Origin of the sequence: Saccharospirillum sp. (assembly GCF_039982735.1) — a bacterium.
Lineage (GTDB): Bacteria > Pseudomonadota > Gammaproteobacteria > Pseudomonadales > Natronospirillaceae > Saccharospirillum.
Map to the genome: position 1 here is coordinate 32,532 of NZ_JBDWXV010000022.1, position 15,303 is coordinate 47,834.

Annotated in this window: 15 protein-coding genes; 6 read left to right on the forward strand and 9 right to left on the reverse strand. The window is 57.8% G+C overall.

The window, feature by feature from the left end:
• The first annotated feature begins 9 nt into the window (after nt 1-9).
• Nucleotides 10-561: a biotin transporter BioY gene (locus ABJT94_RS18585; RefSeq protein ID WP_348477850.1), complete on the forward strand. Its 552-nt coding sequence runs from the start codon at nt 10-12 to the stop codon at nt 559-561.
• Nucleotides 562-794: 233 nt separating this feature from the next.
• Here the strand turns inward: ABJT94_RS18585 and glp are convergent, their stop codons facing one another.
• From glp to ABJT94_RS18600, 3 genes are all read right to left on the reverse strand, one after another.
• Complete coding sequence (gene glp / locus ABJT94_RS18590) at nt 795-2,027, reverse strand: gephyrin-like molybdotransferase Glp (RefSeq protein WP_348477851.1); 1,233 nt, start codon at nt 2,025-2,027, stop codon at nt 795-797.
• An 81-nt stretch (nt 2,028-2,108) separates the two neighbouring features.
• Nucleotides 2,109-2,540, reverse strand: coding sequence for a YchJ family metal-binding protein (locus ABJT94_RS18595; RefSeq protein ID WP_348477852.1), 432 nt, complete (start codon nt 2,538-2,540; stop codon nt 2,109-2,111).
• A complete protein-coding gene (locus tag ABJT94_RS18600) occupies nt 2,537-3,571 on the reverse strand; it encodes a DUF3549 family protein (RefSeq protein ID WP_348477853.1) in 1,035 nt (344 codons plus the stop codon). Before ABJT94_RS18600 ends, ABJT94_RS18595 begins: the two co-directional genes overlap by 4 nt.
• Before the next feature lie 432 nt (nt 3,572-4,003).
• Between ABJT94_RS18600 and ABJT94_RS18605 the strand changes: the two genes are divergently transcribed.
• Entirely contained in the window at nt 4,004-4,318 is a 315-nt protein-coding gene (locus tag ABJT94_RS18605) for a YqcC family protein (RefSeq protein WP_348477854.1), read from the forward strand.
• An 82-nt stretch (nt 4,319-4,400) separates the two neighbouring features.
• Here the strand turns inward: ABJT94_RS18605 and ABJT94_RS18610 are convergent, their stop codons facing one another.
• Nucleotides 4,401-4,982, reverse strand: coding sequence for a Fe-Mn family superoxide dismutase (locus ABJT94_RS18610; protein WP_348477855.1), 582 nt, complete (start codon nt 4,980-4,982; stop codon nt 4,401-4,403).
• 198 nt (nt 4,983-5,180) lie between these two features.
• Here ABJT94_RS18610 and ABJT94_RS18615 point away from each other — a divergent pair, with 198 nt between their 5' ends.
• Both ABJT94_RS18615 and ABJT94_RS18620 read left to right on the forward strand, forming a co-directional pair.
• On the forward strand, nt 5,181-6,071 hold the full coding sequence (locus tag ABJT94_RS18615; RefSeq protein ID WP_348477856.1) for a hypothetical protein: 891 nt from the start codon (nt 5,181-5,183) through the stop codon (nt 6,069-6,071).
• A gap of 6 nt (nt 6,072-6,077) precedes the next feature.
• Nucleotides 6,078-6,866: a DeoR/GlpR family transcriptional regulator gene (locus tag ABJT94_RS18620; RefSeq protein ID WP_348477857.1), complete on the forward strand. Its 789-nt coding sequence runs from the start codon at nt 6,078-6,080 to the stop codon at nt 6,864-6,866.
• A 107-nt stretch (nt 6,867-6,973) separates the two neighbouring features.
• Here ABJT94_RS18620 and dapD read toward each other — a convergent pair whose 3' ends face one another.
• The 5 genes from dapD to map all read right to left on the reverse strand — a co-directional run bounded on the left by dapD (nt 6,974) and on the right by map (nt 13,158).
• Nucleotides 6,974-8,005, reverse strand: coding sequence for a 2,3,4,5-tetrahydropyridine-2,6-dicarboxylate N-succinyltransferase (dapD, locus tag ABJT94_RS18625; protein ID WP_348477858.1), 1,032 nt, complete (start codon nt 8,003-8,005; stop codon nt 6,974-6,976).
• Between the two features lie 39 nt (nt 8,006-8,044).
• Nucleotides 8,045-8,398 carry an arsenate reductase gene (locus ABJT94_RS18630; protein ID WP_348477859.1) on the reverse strand — a complete coding sequence of 118 codons (354 nt, stop codon included), beginning with the start codon at nt 8,396-8,398 and terminating at the stop codon, nt 8,045-8,047.
• Between the two features lie 41 nt (nt 8,399-8,439).
• A complete protein-coding gene (gene dapC, locus ABJT94_RS18635; RefSeq protein WP_348477860.1) occupies nt 8,440-9,627 on the reverse strand; it encodes a succinyldiaminopimelate transaminase in 1,188 nt (395 codons plus the stop codon).
• The gene (gene glnD, locus ABJT94_RS18640) at nt 9,624-12,305 is read right to left on the reverse strand and encodes a [protein-PII] uridylyltransferase (RefSeq protein ID WP_348477861.1); all 2,682 of its coding nucleotides are present in this window, start codon (nt 12,303-12,305) and stop codon (nt 9,624-9,626) included. Before glnD ends, dapC begins: the two co-directional genes overlap by 4 nt.
• 76 nt (nt 12,306-12,381) lie before the next feature.
• Nucleotides 12,382-13,158: a type I methionyl aminopeptidase gene (gene map / locus ABJT94_RS18645; RefSeq protein WP_348477862.1), complete on the reverse strand. Its 777-nt coding sequence runs from the start codon at nt 13,156-13,158 to the stop codon at nt 12,382-12,384.
• A gap of 352 nt (nt 13,159-13,510) precedes the next feature.
• Here map and rpsB point away from each other — a divergent pair, with 352 nt between their 5' ends.
• Both rpsB and tsf read left to right on the forward strand, forming a co-directional pair.
• Entirely contained in the window at nt 13,511-14,257 is a 747-nt protein-coding gene (gene rpsB, locus ABJT94_RS18650; protein WP_028670173.1) for a 30S ribosomal protein S2, read from the forward strand.
• A gap of 169 nt (nt 14,258-14,426) precedes the next feature.
• Nucleotides 14,427-15,293: a translation elongation factor Ts gene (gene tsf / locus ABJT94_RS18655; protein WP_348477863.1), complete on the forward strand. Its 867-nt coding sequence runs from the start codon at nt 14,427-14,429 to the stop codon at nt 15,291-15,293.
• The last annotated feature ends 10 nt before the right edge of the window (nt 15,294-15,303 follow it).

The following is a 15,303-nucleotide window of genomic DNA, read 5'->3' on the forward strand; positions in this document are numbered from 1 at the left end:
GAGATAGCAGTGAAAGACCAAGCCCTTGTGCAAATGGCCTTGTACGCCGCCCTCGTCGCGGCCCTTGGCCTGATTCCGCCTGTGCCTTTTGTGACCGGCATTCCCATTACCGCACAAACGCTGGGCGTGATGCTGGCCGGGGTGATGCTCGGCCCGTGGCGCGGCTTTCTGTCGATGTTGTTGTTTGTGGGTGTTGTGGCTCTGGGTGCCCCTTTGCTGTCGGGTGGCCGTGGTGGACTGGGTGTCTTTGCCAGCCCTACGGCGGGATTTATCGTCGGGTTCCCGGTGGCGGCACTGGTGGCCGGCTATGTGGCCCGCCTGCTGCAGCGTCAGTCGATTCTAATCGCGGCCGGTATTGGCGCGTTCGTGGGCGGGATACTGGTGCTCTACGTCTTTGGCATCGTCGGGTTCAAGTGGGTGACGGGCAGTGAGTGGTTGCGTTCGGTACAGGTGATGGCCGTCTATGTACCCGGTGACAGCGTCAAAGTCGTGTTAACAGCACTAGTGGCTCAAGCAGTTTATAAAGGGCTGCCCGGGGCAGTGGCTACCCGACAGGCTTAATACTCACGTTTCAAAGTTCGGGTTGGTTGGGTGGCATTGGTCCGCGTCGGATACCGGGTGTGCCCCTGTGGTGTCGGGCGGGATGCCGCCCACTCAATCCATCCATGGCGGTCCGACGTCTCGGGCCTAGACCGCAGCATCCCTGATGCGGACTACCCCACAGGGGCACACCCGGCACCCGCCGCCTGTCTCCTCAGCGAACTCCAAAACGTGAGCTTGGCAATCAAAGCGGTTCAAGCCATCACATCATCAAACAACCAGAGTGTCACCGTCTCGCCAGGTTCAACCGGCCCGCGGTTCTGCTCTAGCGCAATATAACAATTGGCCCCGGTCATGGAGCTCAGTTGGTGTGAGCCCTGGCCGGAGCCGGTACAACGCACCTGAACCGTGCCATCCTGCAGATCCCAGTATCCTCGCTGAAAATCCATGCGCCCGGGCGTTTTGTGCAAGGGTTCCCGTGTGATGGCCTTCAGTTGTGCGAGCGGTTGGTGGGGCATGCCCATCAGGCAGCGAAGGGCAGGCACTGTAATCAGGTGAAAGGTCACCAGCGAGGAGACCGGGTTGCCCGGCAGGCCGACAAACCAGGCTTGGCTTAGGTGGCCAAAGGCCAGGGGTTTGCCGGGCTTGATCGCGAGCTTCCAGAATTCGATATCGCCTTCTTCGTCCAGAATGTCCCGGGTAAAGTCGGCTTCGCCCACGCTGACGCCCCCACTGCTGATTACCAAATCGCAGGATTTATTGGCGGTTTTGAAGGCCTGGCGCAGGGCATCTGGGTCGTCGGGGATGACGCCGAGATCCAATACCTCGACACCGAGTTTGACGAGCAGGGCATGCAGGCCCGGTCTGTTGGAGTCGTATATTTGACCTGGTGCGAGCCTGGTGCTGGCCGGTTTCAGTTCATCACCACTGGCAAAGACGGCGACTTTTAAGCGTCTGCGTACAGTTACGTCGGCCAGGCCAACGCTGGTTAGCAGGGCCACATCGATGGGGCGCAGTCGATGACCCGCAGGCAAGACGACGTCATCGGCGAGCAGGTCGGTGCCGTTGAGACGAACATTGGCGCCTTGCTCCGGCAGTGGATCAAACGACACGCCCTGTTCCGTAACCCGAGCATTTTCCTGCATTACCACGGTATCGCACCCTTCCGGCAAGGGGGCTCCAGTCATGATGCGCACGCAATGGTCCGGTTTTAACCGTTCATTCAGCGTTTCGCCCGCCAGGACCCGGCCCTGAACCGGCAGCGGTTTGCCATTTACGGCATCCTGGTGTCGCAGTCCGTAGCCATCCATCGCTGAGTTATCAAACACAGGCAGGTTGACTTGTGCCCGCACGGCTTGGGCAGTTACACGACCGACCGCCTCGGTAATCGTCAGCGTCTCAACACCTTCAACGGGCGTTAACTGGCCCAGCATCCGCGTTAGCGCCTGGTCAAAAGGCAAGAGTCCGGGCAGGTCGTAACAGCTCATATCAGGCTCCGTCGACGGATAAATCGTTATGTGGCATTGGGGTATTGTGGCCGGGTGGCCGGCGAAAAACCACTCCCGGGCCTAGTCGCCGGGCCAGCTTTCCAGTTCCGAATGGTAGACCCAGCGACCTTTCACTTTGCGGAATTCCGAGATCTCGTGCAGGTGTTCAGGCTTGTCTTGTTCGTCCACATAGTGGGCAATGAATTCCACCCAGCCTTTCTTCAATCCCGCCTTGCTGCGGATAACCTGAAGCCGTTGCCAGTCGGTGCCTTCGAGGTGGTCAGCGGTCAGCGCCGGGCAGGTGTCGGGATGCCAGGTCCTGATCAGATAATTCAGTCGTTGCAGCCGGTAGGCAGTGAACCGACTGCGCATCAGCGTTTCCGGATCACGCGGGTAGGCACCGGCTTCAAGAAAACGACCGCAGCAGCTGAGATAGGGTTCTGTCTGGCCACAATGACAATGGGTGGAGCCAGGGTCTGAAACGGAGGTTGTTTTGTTGGAAGCGTCGCTCATTGTACCGTCCGGGTGCTATTGATCAGCTGGCCGATGGCACTTGCCAGCGCGTCAGAGCGATGCGGGTGGCGCAATGCCTGTAAAATCAGGCCCGACAAGCCGGGCTGCAAGGCGAGCCCCTGAACGACCCGGTTAAACCCGTCTGTATCGGCCAGTTCGGCCAGTCGGTCCAGTGCCACCAGCGCCAGGTCGGTATTGGCCAGCAGGCCGGGGTGCCGGCTGAGCACGGCCAGTACCACATCCAGTTCGTCGCTAAAGTGGTTCAGCGAGTCGCTGACGAAGGCGTCTACCAGGCCTGTGGCAGGGCTTTGAGACAGGGCGCGCAGCGACGCGACACGTGTGGCGACGTCCTGATGCTCGTGTCCCAGTTCGATAATGCGTTCAGTCAGGGCGACGCCCGGTTTGTGGTGTTCGAGGGCGTTCAGCACCTGGTGGCGTGCGAAGTCGGGTATCTCGGGCAATTGGCGGGTGAGTGCTTGCTCATCGGCGGGGCTTCTCCGCTCCAGCACGTCGAACAGGCCTTGCAGGCCAATATTGGCCCAGTCTTCCGACGCGCCCTCCATTGTCAGCAGTCGTTGGGCATCGGTGTAAAAGGCACTGGGTGGCGCGCCCAGAATGCGGCTGGCACGGGCGTGCAGTGCGGCCATTTTGTTGTCCGGAGGCGTAAACTGATAGGGGTGGTCGGTCAGCAGGCGCTGGCGCTCTTTGGGGTCAGCCGTAGCGAGCGAGCGGTACAGCCGGTCAAGAACATCCGTCATGACGGCGGCGGGCATCCCACCTTGTTCGTCCAGTGGCAGTTTCATAAACCAGATGCTGTGTTGCTCGCGCTGCTCGGGGTTCCACAGCAGCAGTATCAGCCAGGCATGACTCAGATGCGGGTAGGGGTAGGGCTGCCCCTGGTCGAACCGGGCAAACTGGTCCTTGCTGAGGTTGCGTAGCTGACTGCCCAGATCAAAGGCCCGGTAACGGGCGCCGCTACGCTCGAGAAAATCAACAAGTCCGGGTGTGGTCTGGGTATTTGAGGTGCTCATGCAGCGGCTCTGGTATTGGTCATGGGTGGCGCAGTGTACCGGATATGAGTCTTCTTATTAATCCCGGAGGTTGAACCATTTGGTGGGCTTTTCTGCCTTGAGTTCGTGCTGACCACCGGGTATGCCTCTACGGGTGGTGCGACACATCGCTCGGCGTGAACCCGTCCATGGGGCCAAGGCTTCGGGATATGAATCCCTTCCATGGGATTCACCCTTTGGGCTCGCTTCGCTCGTTCTAAAACGCTCCAGGCGTTTTAGTCCATGCCTCAGACTTCCCGGCGAGGCATACCCGGTGGCCAGCACTCGGATTGTTGCCCTTTTGTTACTAAATGCTGCTCAGGTTTTAGTGATGCTTTGCTTCACCTGATCAGGCGTCTACACTGCGCGTTTTTTATTAATCCGCCAGAGTTTCGCGGAACGGGAGGAAGGTTTTTGTCTGAATTGTCGACGCTGTTGGACGAACTGGAAACGGAGCTGAGAGAGCAGGGTTTCTGGAGTGATGTACCGCCGTCGCCCGAGGCGCTGGCAAGTGCCCAGCCGTTTGCGGTGGATACGCTAACCTTGCCGGAATGGCTACAGTGGATTTATTTGCAGCGCTTGCGTGCGTTGATTGAGGCTGATTTGCCGCTGCCTACGGGAGCGCAGGTAAGGCCTTATGCGGAAGAGGCGCTGAAGTTTGAGAAGCGATCGACTCAGCAGTTACTGGTGATTATTGACCGGATTGATGGCTGTCTGGGCAAGCCCTGATATCAAAAAAGGTGGCCGAAGCCACCTTTCAGGGCCCGTACCCGCAAGGCGGGCCGGGGAGGACGGTTCGCTGAACGTCGCCTTATTTGGCGAAGTTTTCTGCTGCGAAGTCCCAGTTTGCCAGTTTCCAGAACGCTTCCAGGTATTTGGGGCGCAGGTTACGGTAGTCGATGTAGTAGGCGTGTTCCCACAGGTCGACGGTGATGATCGGCGTCTGGCCTTCGGTGATGGGGGTGCCGGCGTTGCTGGTGTTAACGATTTCCAGTGAGCCATCGCTGTTCTTGACCAGCCAGGTCCAGCTTGAACCGAAGTTGTTGACGGCTTTTTCGTCAAATTCCTTCTGGAAGGCTTCGAATGAACCCCATTTGGCATTGATGGCTTCACCCAGGGCGCCAGTAGGAGCACCACCGCCATTCGGGCTCAGGCTGTGCCAGTAGAAGGTGTGGTTCCAGATTTGAGCGGAGTTGTTGAACACGCCGCCGGAGGAGGACTTGATGATGTCTTCCAGGCTCTTGCCTTCAAACTCGGTGCCCGGAATCAGGCCATTCAGCTTGGTCACATAGGTGTTGTGATGCTTGCCGTGGTGGTATTCCAGGGTTTCCTGGGAAATATGGGGTTCAAGTGCGTTGATGGCGTACGGCAGTTCTGGCAGTTCAAAAGCCATGGTGTTCTCCCTCTGTCTTTTCGATGGGTGTATTAGCACGTTGTCATTCGTGACTGTACTATCTGGTCGGTTGGGGCCGGTTTCAAGTGCGACCGGGCGGCTATTTTAATGTGATTGGGCACAATTACCGAGCCTCTCTTGTTCATCGGGGGGCTGTCCCTATAATGACCCTACTTATTTAATACACAGGTTGTTTCAATGTCGGACTCCAAACCGGGCAGTGACCTGCCCAAAATGGTACCAGACCGTGATCAGATCCGCGGTCGTCAGTCGACGACCGCCTCGTCCACACCACGCAACACGGCGTCTGCGGGGCGTTCAGAGCCGTCAGCGCGCAGTGGTAGCGGCAATACGCCAACACTGCTGTGGGTGCTGGTTCTGGTGTTGTTTGCCATCAGCGCGGGTCTTGGGCTAATGGCCTACAGCCAGCAACAGACGCTGGCGATGTTTGATGAGCGGCTGCAACTGGCGGACGACCGCATCGTATCGGTGCAGCGTTCAATGACCGAGACCGATGAATCGGTGGTGATGAATGAAACGGCCATTAACAATCAGTTTCGGGCCATCAAGGCTGAAACCGATATGCAGATGAGCGAAATTCGCAAACTCTGGGCGGTCGCCAATGAGCGCAACCGGGAGTGGATTGAAACCAATCAGCAGAATATTGCGCAACTGCAGTCCAGCGTACAAACTCAGATTGAGGCGCGTGAACAGGCGCTCACAGCGCTATCCACCCGGCTAGAGGAGCAGGCGGCGGCCAATGGTTCCCAGTCGGAGTCGCTGGCTGCGTTGCAAACTGAACTGAACCAGACATCTGAAGCCTTTGGCGAGTTGCAGTCGAGCCTGGAGAACCTGAACCCGGCCAGTCTGGAAGAGCGATTGCTGTCGCTGACGCTGACACAGGAAAACCTGCTGGTCGAGCAGGGCACGGCGACCATGAACCAGCAGTTACTGCAAGATGAAGTCGATGAACTCAATGAGGTTCTGCGCTCTATCGACGCGGGCAGGCTGGAAGCCAATCGCCGGCTGGTCGCTGTCAGCGAGCGGGTGGATGCGCTGGAAGACCGTATGCCCGGGGGGGTGCAATAAGCTCGCATGACACTACGTGATGCCCGACTGGACAAACCGCTGAATCCAAGACAATCCGCTATAGTGCGGCGTGTTGAGAAAGAGGGTCATGCGACCATCGACGATCTGGTCGAGGACTTTGGCGTAACGCCTCAGACGATCCGCCGGGATCTGACGTTACTGGAGGACAGCGGGTTCATCGTACGGTTTCATGGCGGAGCCAGCCCGGTTAATTCCACGGAGAACCTGCCGTATTTCGACCGGCAGATTCTGAATCAGTCTGCCAAGGACCGCATCGCACGCACACTGGCAGACCAGATTCCGGACCATGCCAGCCTGTTCATCAACATTGGTACGACAACTGAGACCATCGCCCATGCCCTTATGCACCATAAGGGTCTGCAAATTGTGACCAACAATCTGCACGTGGCGACGCTGATGAGCGGTAAGGAAGATTTTCGGGTCATTGTGGCCAGCGGTGAGGTGCGTGCCCGCGACGGCGGCATCGTCGGTGAGTCGACACTGGATTTCATTCGCCAGTTCAAACTCGACTACGGCATCATCGGCATCAGTGGCATCGACGACGACGGTTCCCTGCTGGATTACGATTACCGGGAAGTCCGCGTTGCCCAGACCATTATCGAGCATAGCCGCCAGGTGTTACTGGCAGCCGACCACAGCAAGTTTGGTCGCCAGGCCATGGTTCGTCTGGGCAGCATTGCCCAGGCCGATGCCTTTTACACCGACAGCCCACCCCCAAAAGTCTTCCAGGATCTGCTCACCGAGCATCAGGTCAGACTGTTTGTCTGCGACTAGTTAACTCTTGGGGTATGCCTTTCTGCCTCGAGTCCGTACCACCTGCCGGATAGGCACACCCGGCAGCTGGTACTCATCACTTGGTTGCGAATCTCAAGAATTCTCTCTCAATTATTGCTGTGTAATTCGCTGTTCAACTCAATCGCCGTTTTGTTCGACAGACATTCCACCCGCCCGGTTTCGGCATTACGCCAGAACAGCAAATCAGACTGACCCGCCAGTTCCCGCGCTTTAACCGTTTTGACCAGCTGTTTCTTGTTGTCGAGCATGGCCACCTTGGTGCCAGCGGTGACATACAAGCCAGCTTCGACGGTGCAGCGATCACCCAGCGGGATGCCAATGCCGGAGTTCGCGCCGAGCAGGCAGTTCTTGCCCAATGAAATGACGACTTTACCGCCACCTGACAGGGTGCCCATGATCGATGACCCGCCCCCGACGTCAGAGCCGTCCCCAACCATGACACCAGCGGTAATGCGCCCTTCGACCATGGATACCGCTTCGGTACCGGCATTGAAGTTCACAAAGCCTTCGTGCATAACGGTGGTACCTTCACCTATGTGCGCGCCTAACCGGACCCGGCTGGTATCGGCAATGCGAATGCCTTTGGGCACGACGTAGTTGGTCATTTTCGGGAACTTGTCGACGCACTGCACATCCAGGGTACGGCCTGAAAGCCGGGCTTCCATTTGCCGGTCGGCGAGTTCTGGCAAGTCGATCGGGCCTTCGTTAGTCCATGCGATGTTGTGCAACAGGCCGAACAAACCGTCCAGTGAACAGCCGTGGGGTTTGATCAGGCGGTGCGACAGCAGGTGCAGCTTCAGGTAGCCTTCGGCGACAGACACCGGTGCGGCATCAGATTCCAGTACGGTCAGTACGATAGTCTGGCGGCTGCTTTCTGCAGCGCGGCAGAACTGGGCGCTTTCGCGGTAGCCGGCTTTGTCGAAGCCATCAGCCAGGGGGCTCATCAGGGCGCTCTCGACCACCAGCGCTTCATTGCCGCCGTTGAGCTTGGCGACCTGGCTGAGCGTGGTGATCAGGTCGTCAGACGGGGCCAGAATCGGTTGGGGGTACCAGGCTTCGATGATCTTGCCGTCTTTGTTTCGGGTGGCGGTGCCGATCGCCACTGCAAAATAGCTCATGGGTTTTCCTCTCAATGTCGTTTTAGCGTTTTATAGGTGTCAGCGAGCCTGAGCGACCAGGCGTGTGAAGTGCGCTTCATCAAAACCCACACTCACAGAGCCCTGATAATCAACCAGTGGCCGTTTTATCAACGACGGGTTGGCGATCATCTGTTCGATGGCACCGGCCTCGGTCAGGGTGTCGCGCTGTTCCTCCGGCAGTTTGCGCCAGGTCGTCCCGCGTTTGTTGACCAGTTGTTCCCAGTCGAGCTGAGTTAGCCAGGTGCGCAGCAGCGCTTCGTCCGGCGGGGTTTTCTTGTAGTCGATGAACTCAATCTCTAGCCGCTGGTCTGCAAACCAGGCCAGTGTCTTCTTGATGGTGTCGCAGTTGCGAATGCCGTAAATGCGGATCATGGCGGTTCGGTTTCCTCTCGTGCAAGGGTGTGGTCTGCGAGTCAGAGCAGGCGGCGCAGGCGTTCGGCGGCGTCGATACAGGCATCCAGTTCGGCGACCAGAGCAATGCGAACGTGCCCATACCCCGGGGTTACGCCGTCGATGGTCCGGCACAGGTACTGACCCGGCAAGACCCGGATGTTGGCTTGTTCCAGCCAGTCACAGGCAACCTGAGTGTCGTCGCGCTCCAGGTTGGGCCAGAGGTAGAAGCTGGCCTCGGGAATGCGCACCGGCATCTTATCGGACAGGATGTCGTGCAGCGCCTGGTACTTCTGGTTGTACAGCGCGCGATTGGCAGCAACGTGGCTTTCATCCTGCCAGGCAGCGATGGAAACCTGCTGGTGCGGCAGTGGCATGGCGCAGCCGTGATAGGTTCGGTAGCGCAGAAATTCGGCGATCAGGCGGGCATCGCCAGCCACGAAACCGCTGCGCAAGCCGGGCAGGTTGCTACGCTTGCTCAGGCTGTGAAAGACCAGGCAGTTGCGATAGTCGGTGTGACCCATGGCCGCTGCAGCCTGTAACAGCCCGGGCGGCGGGTTTGCTTCATCCCGGTACAGTTCGCTATAGCATTCATCGCTGATCAGCAGAACATCATGGTCGATGGCCTTGCGGATCAGGTGTTGCAACTGCGTGAGAGGTAAGGGCTGGCCAGAGGGGTTCCCCGGGGTGCACAGAAACAGCATCTGGCAGTTGTCCCAGTCGGCGTCGGTCAGGCCGCTGAAGTCGGGCAGGTAGTCGGTTTCGGCCAGGCACGGCAGGTAGCGCGGTTCTCCACCGGCCAGGTAGGTAGCGCCTTCGTAGATCTGGTAAAAGGGGTTTGGCATCCAAACGTCGCGTTTGGCGGAGCTGGCATCGAACAGGGCCTGCACCACCGAAAACAGCGCTTCGCGAGTGCCGGTGACCGGCAGTACGTTTTTGTCGGCGGTTAGACTGCCATCGGGCAATTGGAAGCGGCGCTGGCACCATTGGCTGATGGTTTCACGCAATGCTGGCAATCCGTTGGTGGCCGGGTATTGGGAAAAGCCCCCCAGGTTCTGGTTCAACACAGAGCTTAGAAACTCCGGCGCAGTGTGTTTGGGCTCGCCGATGGACCAGGCGACCTCGGGCAGACTGGCCGGTGTGATGTTGGCTGTCAGCTGTTTGAGTTTCTCGAAGGGGTACGGCATCAGCCGTGCCATTAACGGATTCATGGGTGTTGTCCCTGGTCGATGGTCTCGGTCAGTTGTTTCTGCAATTCAGCCACGCGGTGGGAGTCGTGCAGTGGTTCATTCTGGTTGTCGACCACAAAGAAAACGTCTTCCACCCGTTCGCCCAGCGTTGAGATGCGGGCGCTTTGCATGCGCAGATCAAGGCGTTTGAAGGCCCGGCCTATGTCGGCCAGCAGACCGGGGCGGTCCGAGGTGATCACCTCGACCACGGTGCGGTGGTTGGCCGGGTCGTTGCTGACGGTAATGATGGGCGCAATGCTGAAATGTTTAAGGCGGCGCGACAGTCGCCGGTTCGGCGTTGCGGTGTCCTCCGGGTCCTGAATGGCGAGCAGCAGGCGGTGCTGTACATCGCGCAGGCGAGCCGGGTTGTTGCCGATGCTGTGGCCCTCTTCATCGAGCACGATAAAGGTATCGAGACTGAAATCCGAGGCGGAGGACGTCATGATGCGGGCGTCCTGAATGTCCAGTTCACAGCTGTCGAGGCAGGCGGCGATGTCGGCAAACAGGTGAGGCCGGTCTGGTGCATAGATGAATATCTGGGTGGCGCCGGCGAAGCTGTGTTCGTCGGTTTCGCGAATCAGCACCAGCGGCACATTAAGACCATGGTTAGCGATGGCGCGCGTGTGCCAGGCGATGTTCTCCGGGCTTTCGCGCAGAAAATAGTCATCCCCCGGGTTGTCCCAGAGCTGCAGGATCTCGGCCTCGGTAAAGCCATCGTCGCGCAGCATGGTCATGGCGGCCGACTGAACATCGCGAATGCGTTCTTCCTTGTCTATGGGGTTTTCCAGCCCGCGTCGCAGGGCGGCCAAGGCTTCATGGTAGAGTTTTTTCAACAGGGAAGCGCGCCAGCTGTTCCAGAGGTTGGGGTTGGTGGCGTAGATGTCGGCAACGGTTAATACGTACAGGTAGTTGAGCCGGTGGATGTCGCCGACCTGCTGGGTGAAGTGGTTAATCACTTCGGGGTCGGAAATGTCGAGCCGCTGGGCGGTGATAGACATCAGCAGGTGGTTGCGCACCAGCCAGACTACCAGGTCGCTCTCCCAAGCCGTCATGCGGTGGCGCAGCGCGAAACGGCGGACTTCTTCGGCGCCTTCGACTGAATGATCGGTGCCGCGGCCCTTGCCAATGTCGTGATAAAGCGCGGCGATGTAGGCCAGTTCCACTTTGGGTAGCTGGTGAATCACCTTGGTGGCGATGGGGAATTCAACGGTGTTGTTGGCGTGGCGAAAACGGCGCAGGTTGCGAATGGTCAGCAGGGTATGGGCGTCGACGGTGAAGACATGGAAAAGGTCGTACTGCATCTGCCCGACTATCAGCCCGAACTCGGGCAAATAACGCCCCAGTATGCCGTACTGGTTCATCCGCATAAGGTTGGTGGAGACCCCGGCCGGGCTGCGCAGCAGCTCCATGAAGAAGGTGATGTTGCGCAGATCCTGGCGGAACTTGCCGTTGATGCGATGCCGGTTGGCGAAGATCTGACGAATGGTTGAGGCGCGAATGCCCTTGGTATCCGGGCGCTGTGCACAGAGCACAAAGATTTCCAGCAAAGCTGATGGCGTGCGGATGAACACCGTGTCGTTCAGCGTCTCTATATAGCCGTTACGGACCTGAAACCGGGAGTTGATTGGAATCAGCTGGTCGTCTTCGTTCTGGTGCAGAATGGCTTCGTCGAACAGTTGCAGCAACATGATGTTCAGGGCACGCAGCTTGAATACCTGGCGGAAATAATCCTGCATCAGGTGTTCGACCGCCAACTGGCCTTCGCGATCCTGGTAGCCGAACTGCTCGGCGACTTTTTCCTGCAGATCAAACAACAGGCGGTCTTCTTCGCGCCCGCTGAAATGGTGCAGGGCATAGCGGATGCGCCAGAGGTAGTCCTGTCCGTCGATCAGGGCCTGGTATTCGGCATCGGTCAGAAAGCCACGCTCGACCAGTTCGGCCAGATCGGTATCGCCGAAATGCCGTTTTGCTACCCAGGCGATGGTCTGAATGTCGCGGAGCCCGCCCGGGCCGGCTTTGACATTTGGCTCCAGGTTATATTCGGTCTCGTTGTATTTCTGGTGGCGGTGGGTCTGTTCGTTCAGCTTGGCTTTGTAGAAGTCGTCACTGGGCCAGATGTGGGCCTGGCTGATCAGCCCGGAAACGCGTTGGCGCAGCGTCGGATTGCCGCTCAGGGTGCGGCTTTCCATCAGATTTGTGGTGATGGTGACGTCGCCCCGGGCTTCTTCCTGGCAGGCCTCCAGCGTACGGACACTGTGACCAATATCGAGTTTCAGATCCCACATCAGGGTCAGAAACGCCTGTATTGAGTCAACATTGGCGTCGATGTCGGCTTCGGTATCGAACAGCAAGAGCAGGTCAATGTCGGATTTGGGCAGCAACTCTCCGCGCCCGTAACCACCGACAGCAATCAGGGCGATGCTCTGTTCGTTAAGCCAGTCGAAATGGTGCCAGGCGGCTGTCAGAATCTGATCCATGGCCCAGGTGCGACCGAACACCAGAGTACGTATGGGCTCGCCTTGCAGGAAGCGGCGATCCAGCGTCTGATAGAGGTGATCCAGGGCCTGGCGCAACGCCTGCATCGGCGGGGCTTGGGTCGTTACCTGCGTCAGGCTGTCCGCATCAATCAGGTCAGCATCGGCATAATCATTCAGATTCATGCACTCATCCTAAAGAGACGACATCACGGTGCGTTAACAAAAGGGTCCGCTTGAGGGTTCTGGGTACTGTTCCGGTTTAAAAGGACTCTTCCTGGCGGCGGGTCAGTACTTCAACGCCAGTGGCGGTTACCAGCAGGGTGTGCTCCCACTGGGCCGAGGCTTTGCGGTCTCGGGTCACCACAGTCCACTGGTCACCGAGCAGTTTCGATTGCGGTTTGCCAGCATTGACCATGGGTTCAATTGTAAAGGTCATGCCTTCCTTTAATTCCATGCCAGTGCCGGGGCGTCCGTAGTGCAGCACCTGTGGTTCTTCGTGAAAGACAGCGCCAATACCATGACCGCAGTACTCACGAACAATCGAGTAATAGTTGGCTTCCGCATGTTGCTGAATCACATGGCCGATGTCGCCCAGGCGAGTGCCGGGTCGCACCAGTTCGATGCCTTTGTACAGGCATTCCTGGGTGATGCGGACCAAACGCTCCAGGTGTGGTTGCGGCTCACCGACGAAGTACATCTTGCTGGTGTCGCCATGGTAGCCGTCTTTAATGACGGTCACGTCGATATTGACGATGTCGCCTTTTTTCAGAATCTTGTCATCGCTGGGTATGCCGTGACAGATAACGTGATTGACTGAGGTGCAGATCGACTTGGGAAAGGGCGGGTTGCCGTAGTTGAGTGGCGCCGGAATGCCCCCCTGAACCTCGACAATGTGATTATGGCAGATGCGGTCCAGTTCCCCGGTGCTGACACCCGGCTGAACATACTCGCCAATCATTTCCAGTACTTCAGCGGCGAGCCGGCCCGCCACGCGCATTTTTTCGATTTCTTCGGCGGTCTTGATGGTTACAGACATGAGTTTCCCAGGCGAACATGAATAATGGCGCATCATTCTAAAGCTTTTGGCTGCGACTTGCAGCACCGCTGCTGCAAACCCGCCCGGGGCTTGCCCTGAGAGGTGCTTTTGACGGGGCTGGGGTGCCCCGGGATGGTGTCAAAAAACTTTGAATCAGCCTTCGTTTATGGTATAAAGCGCGCCGCTTTGGACGGACTGTTCAAAGGAATGCCGCCTGAATCGACAAAGATCCGGGCGGTGTCTATTAACTCTCACATGCACCGGCACATGATTTCGGGTGCCTTTGGTCAGGTTTGGTCAGGGGTTGAATCATGGGGTGTGTGGAGGCTTAACCCGAACCAGTGAGGATATTATGGCTACTGTTTCTATGCGTGACCTGCTCAAAGCAGGTGTTCACTTTGGTCACCAGACCCGTTACTGGAACCCGAAGATGGGTAAATACATCTTTGGTGCCCGTAACAAGATTCACATCATTAACCTTGAACATACCGTTCCGGCCCTGAACAAGGCGCTGGTGCAGATCGGTGAGTTGGCAGCGGCCAAGAACAAAGTGTTGTTCGTTGGTACCAAGCGTTCTGCCAGCAACATCATTCGTGAAGAAGCAACCCGTGCTGGCATGCCGTATGTGGCGCACCGCTGGTTGGGTGGCATGCTGACCAACTACAAGACCATCCGCCAGTCGATCAAGCGTCTGCGTGATCTGGATGCCGAAAGCAAAGACGGCACCTTCGACAAGCTGACCAAGAAAGAGCGCCTCATGCGTGAGCGCGAAATCGAGAAGCTGGAGCGGACCATCGGTGGTATCAAGGACATGGGCGGCCTGCCCGATGCCCTGTTCGTGATCGACGTAGACCACGAGCGTATTGCCATCCTGGAAGCCAACAAGCTGGGCATTCCGGTAATCGGCGTTGTGGACAGTAACTCCAACCCCGACGGTGTGGACATTGTAATCCCGGGTAACGATGACGCCATTCGCGCCATTGAAATCTACGCCAGCTCAGTCGCTAACGCTGTTCTGGAAGCCAAGGCGGCCAACGCCACCCAGGCTGACGAATTTGTTGAAGTCGCTGACGCGGTTGTAGACACCCCGGCCGAGTAATCGGCGCACGGCTCAGGCAAGTGAAAAAGGGGCCTCGGCCCCTTTTTGCTATACAGACGCCCGCTTGCGATGCACCTGTCACTGGCCGTGAAACGAATTGTAGGGACTGTCGGATGCCGCAGGCGCCCGGCGAGTGAACCGAATCCATTTAATGAGTGAGGAATACACTATGGCTAACATCACAGCAGCCCTGGTAAAAGAACTGCGTGAGCGTACCGGTCTTGGCATGATGGAGTGCAAAAAGGCTCTGGTTGAATCGAATGGCGATATCGAAGCAGCCATCGACACCATGCGCAAGGAATCCGGTCTTAAGGCGGCCAAGAAAGCTGGCCGAACGGCTGCCGAAGGCATCATCGTTACTCGTCAGTCCGCTGACAACAGCCGCGCCATGCTGCTGGAAGTAAACAGTGAAACGGACTTTGTTGCCCGTGACGACAACTTCCTCGAGTTTGCCAATACCGTAGCCGATAAAGCCTTTGCTGATCAGCAAAGCGATGTTGCCGCCCTGATGGCCGGTGAACTGGAGTCTGCACGTGAAGCCCTGGTGCAGAAAATCGGTGAGAACATCTCTGTGCGCCGTGTCGTGCTGCTCGGTGGCGAAGGCAAAACAGTGGCAACCTATGTTCACGGTGGCCGCATTGGCGTAGCTGTTGAAATGAACGGTGGCAATGAAGAGCTGGGTCGTGATGTTGCCATGCACATTGCTGCGATCAATCCGCAGTTCGTATCGGCCGACCAGGTACCTCAGGAAGTGCTGGACCGCGAGAAAGAAGTGGTTTCCGCCCAGGCCGAGAACTCCGGCAAGCCAGCCGAAATCATCGAGAAGATGGTTCAGGGCCGCCTGAAAAAGTTTGTTGCTGAAATTTCTTTGCTGGAACAGCCTTTTGTTAAGGATCCGGACACCAAGGTCGGAACCCTGGCGAAGAACGCGGATGCCGAAATTCTCAGCTTCCTGCGTCTGGAAGTGGGCGAGGGCATTGAGCGCGAAGAAGTCGACTTCGCTGCTGAAGTCGCTGCTGCTGCCAAAGGCAACTGATCGAAAGTTT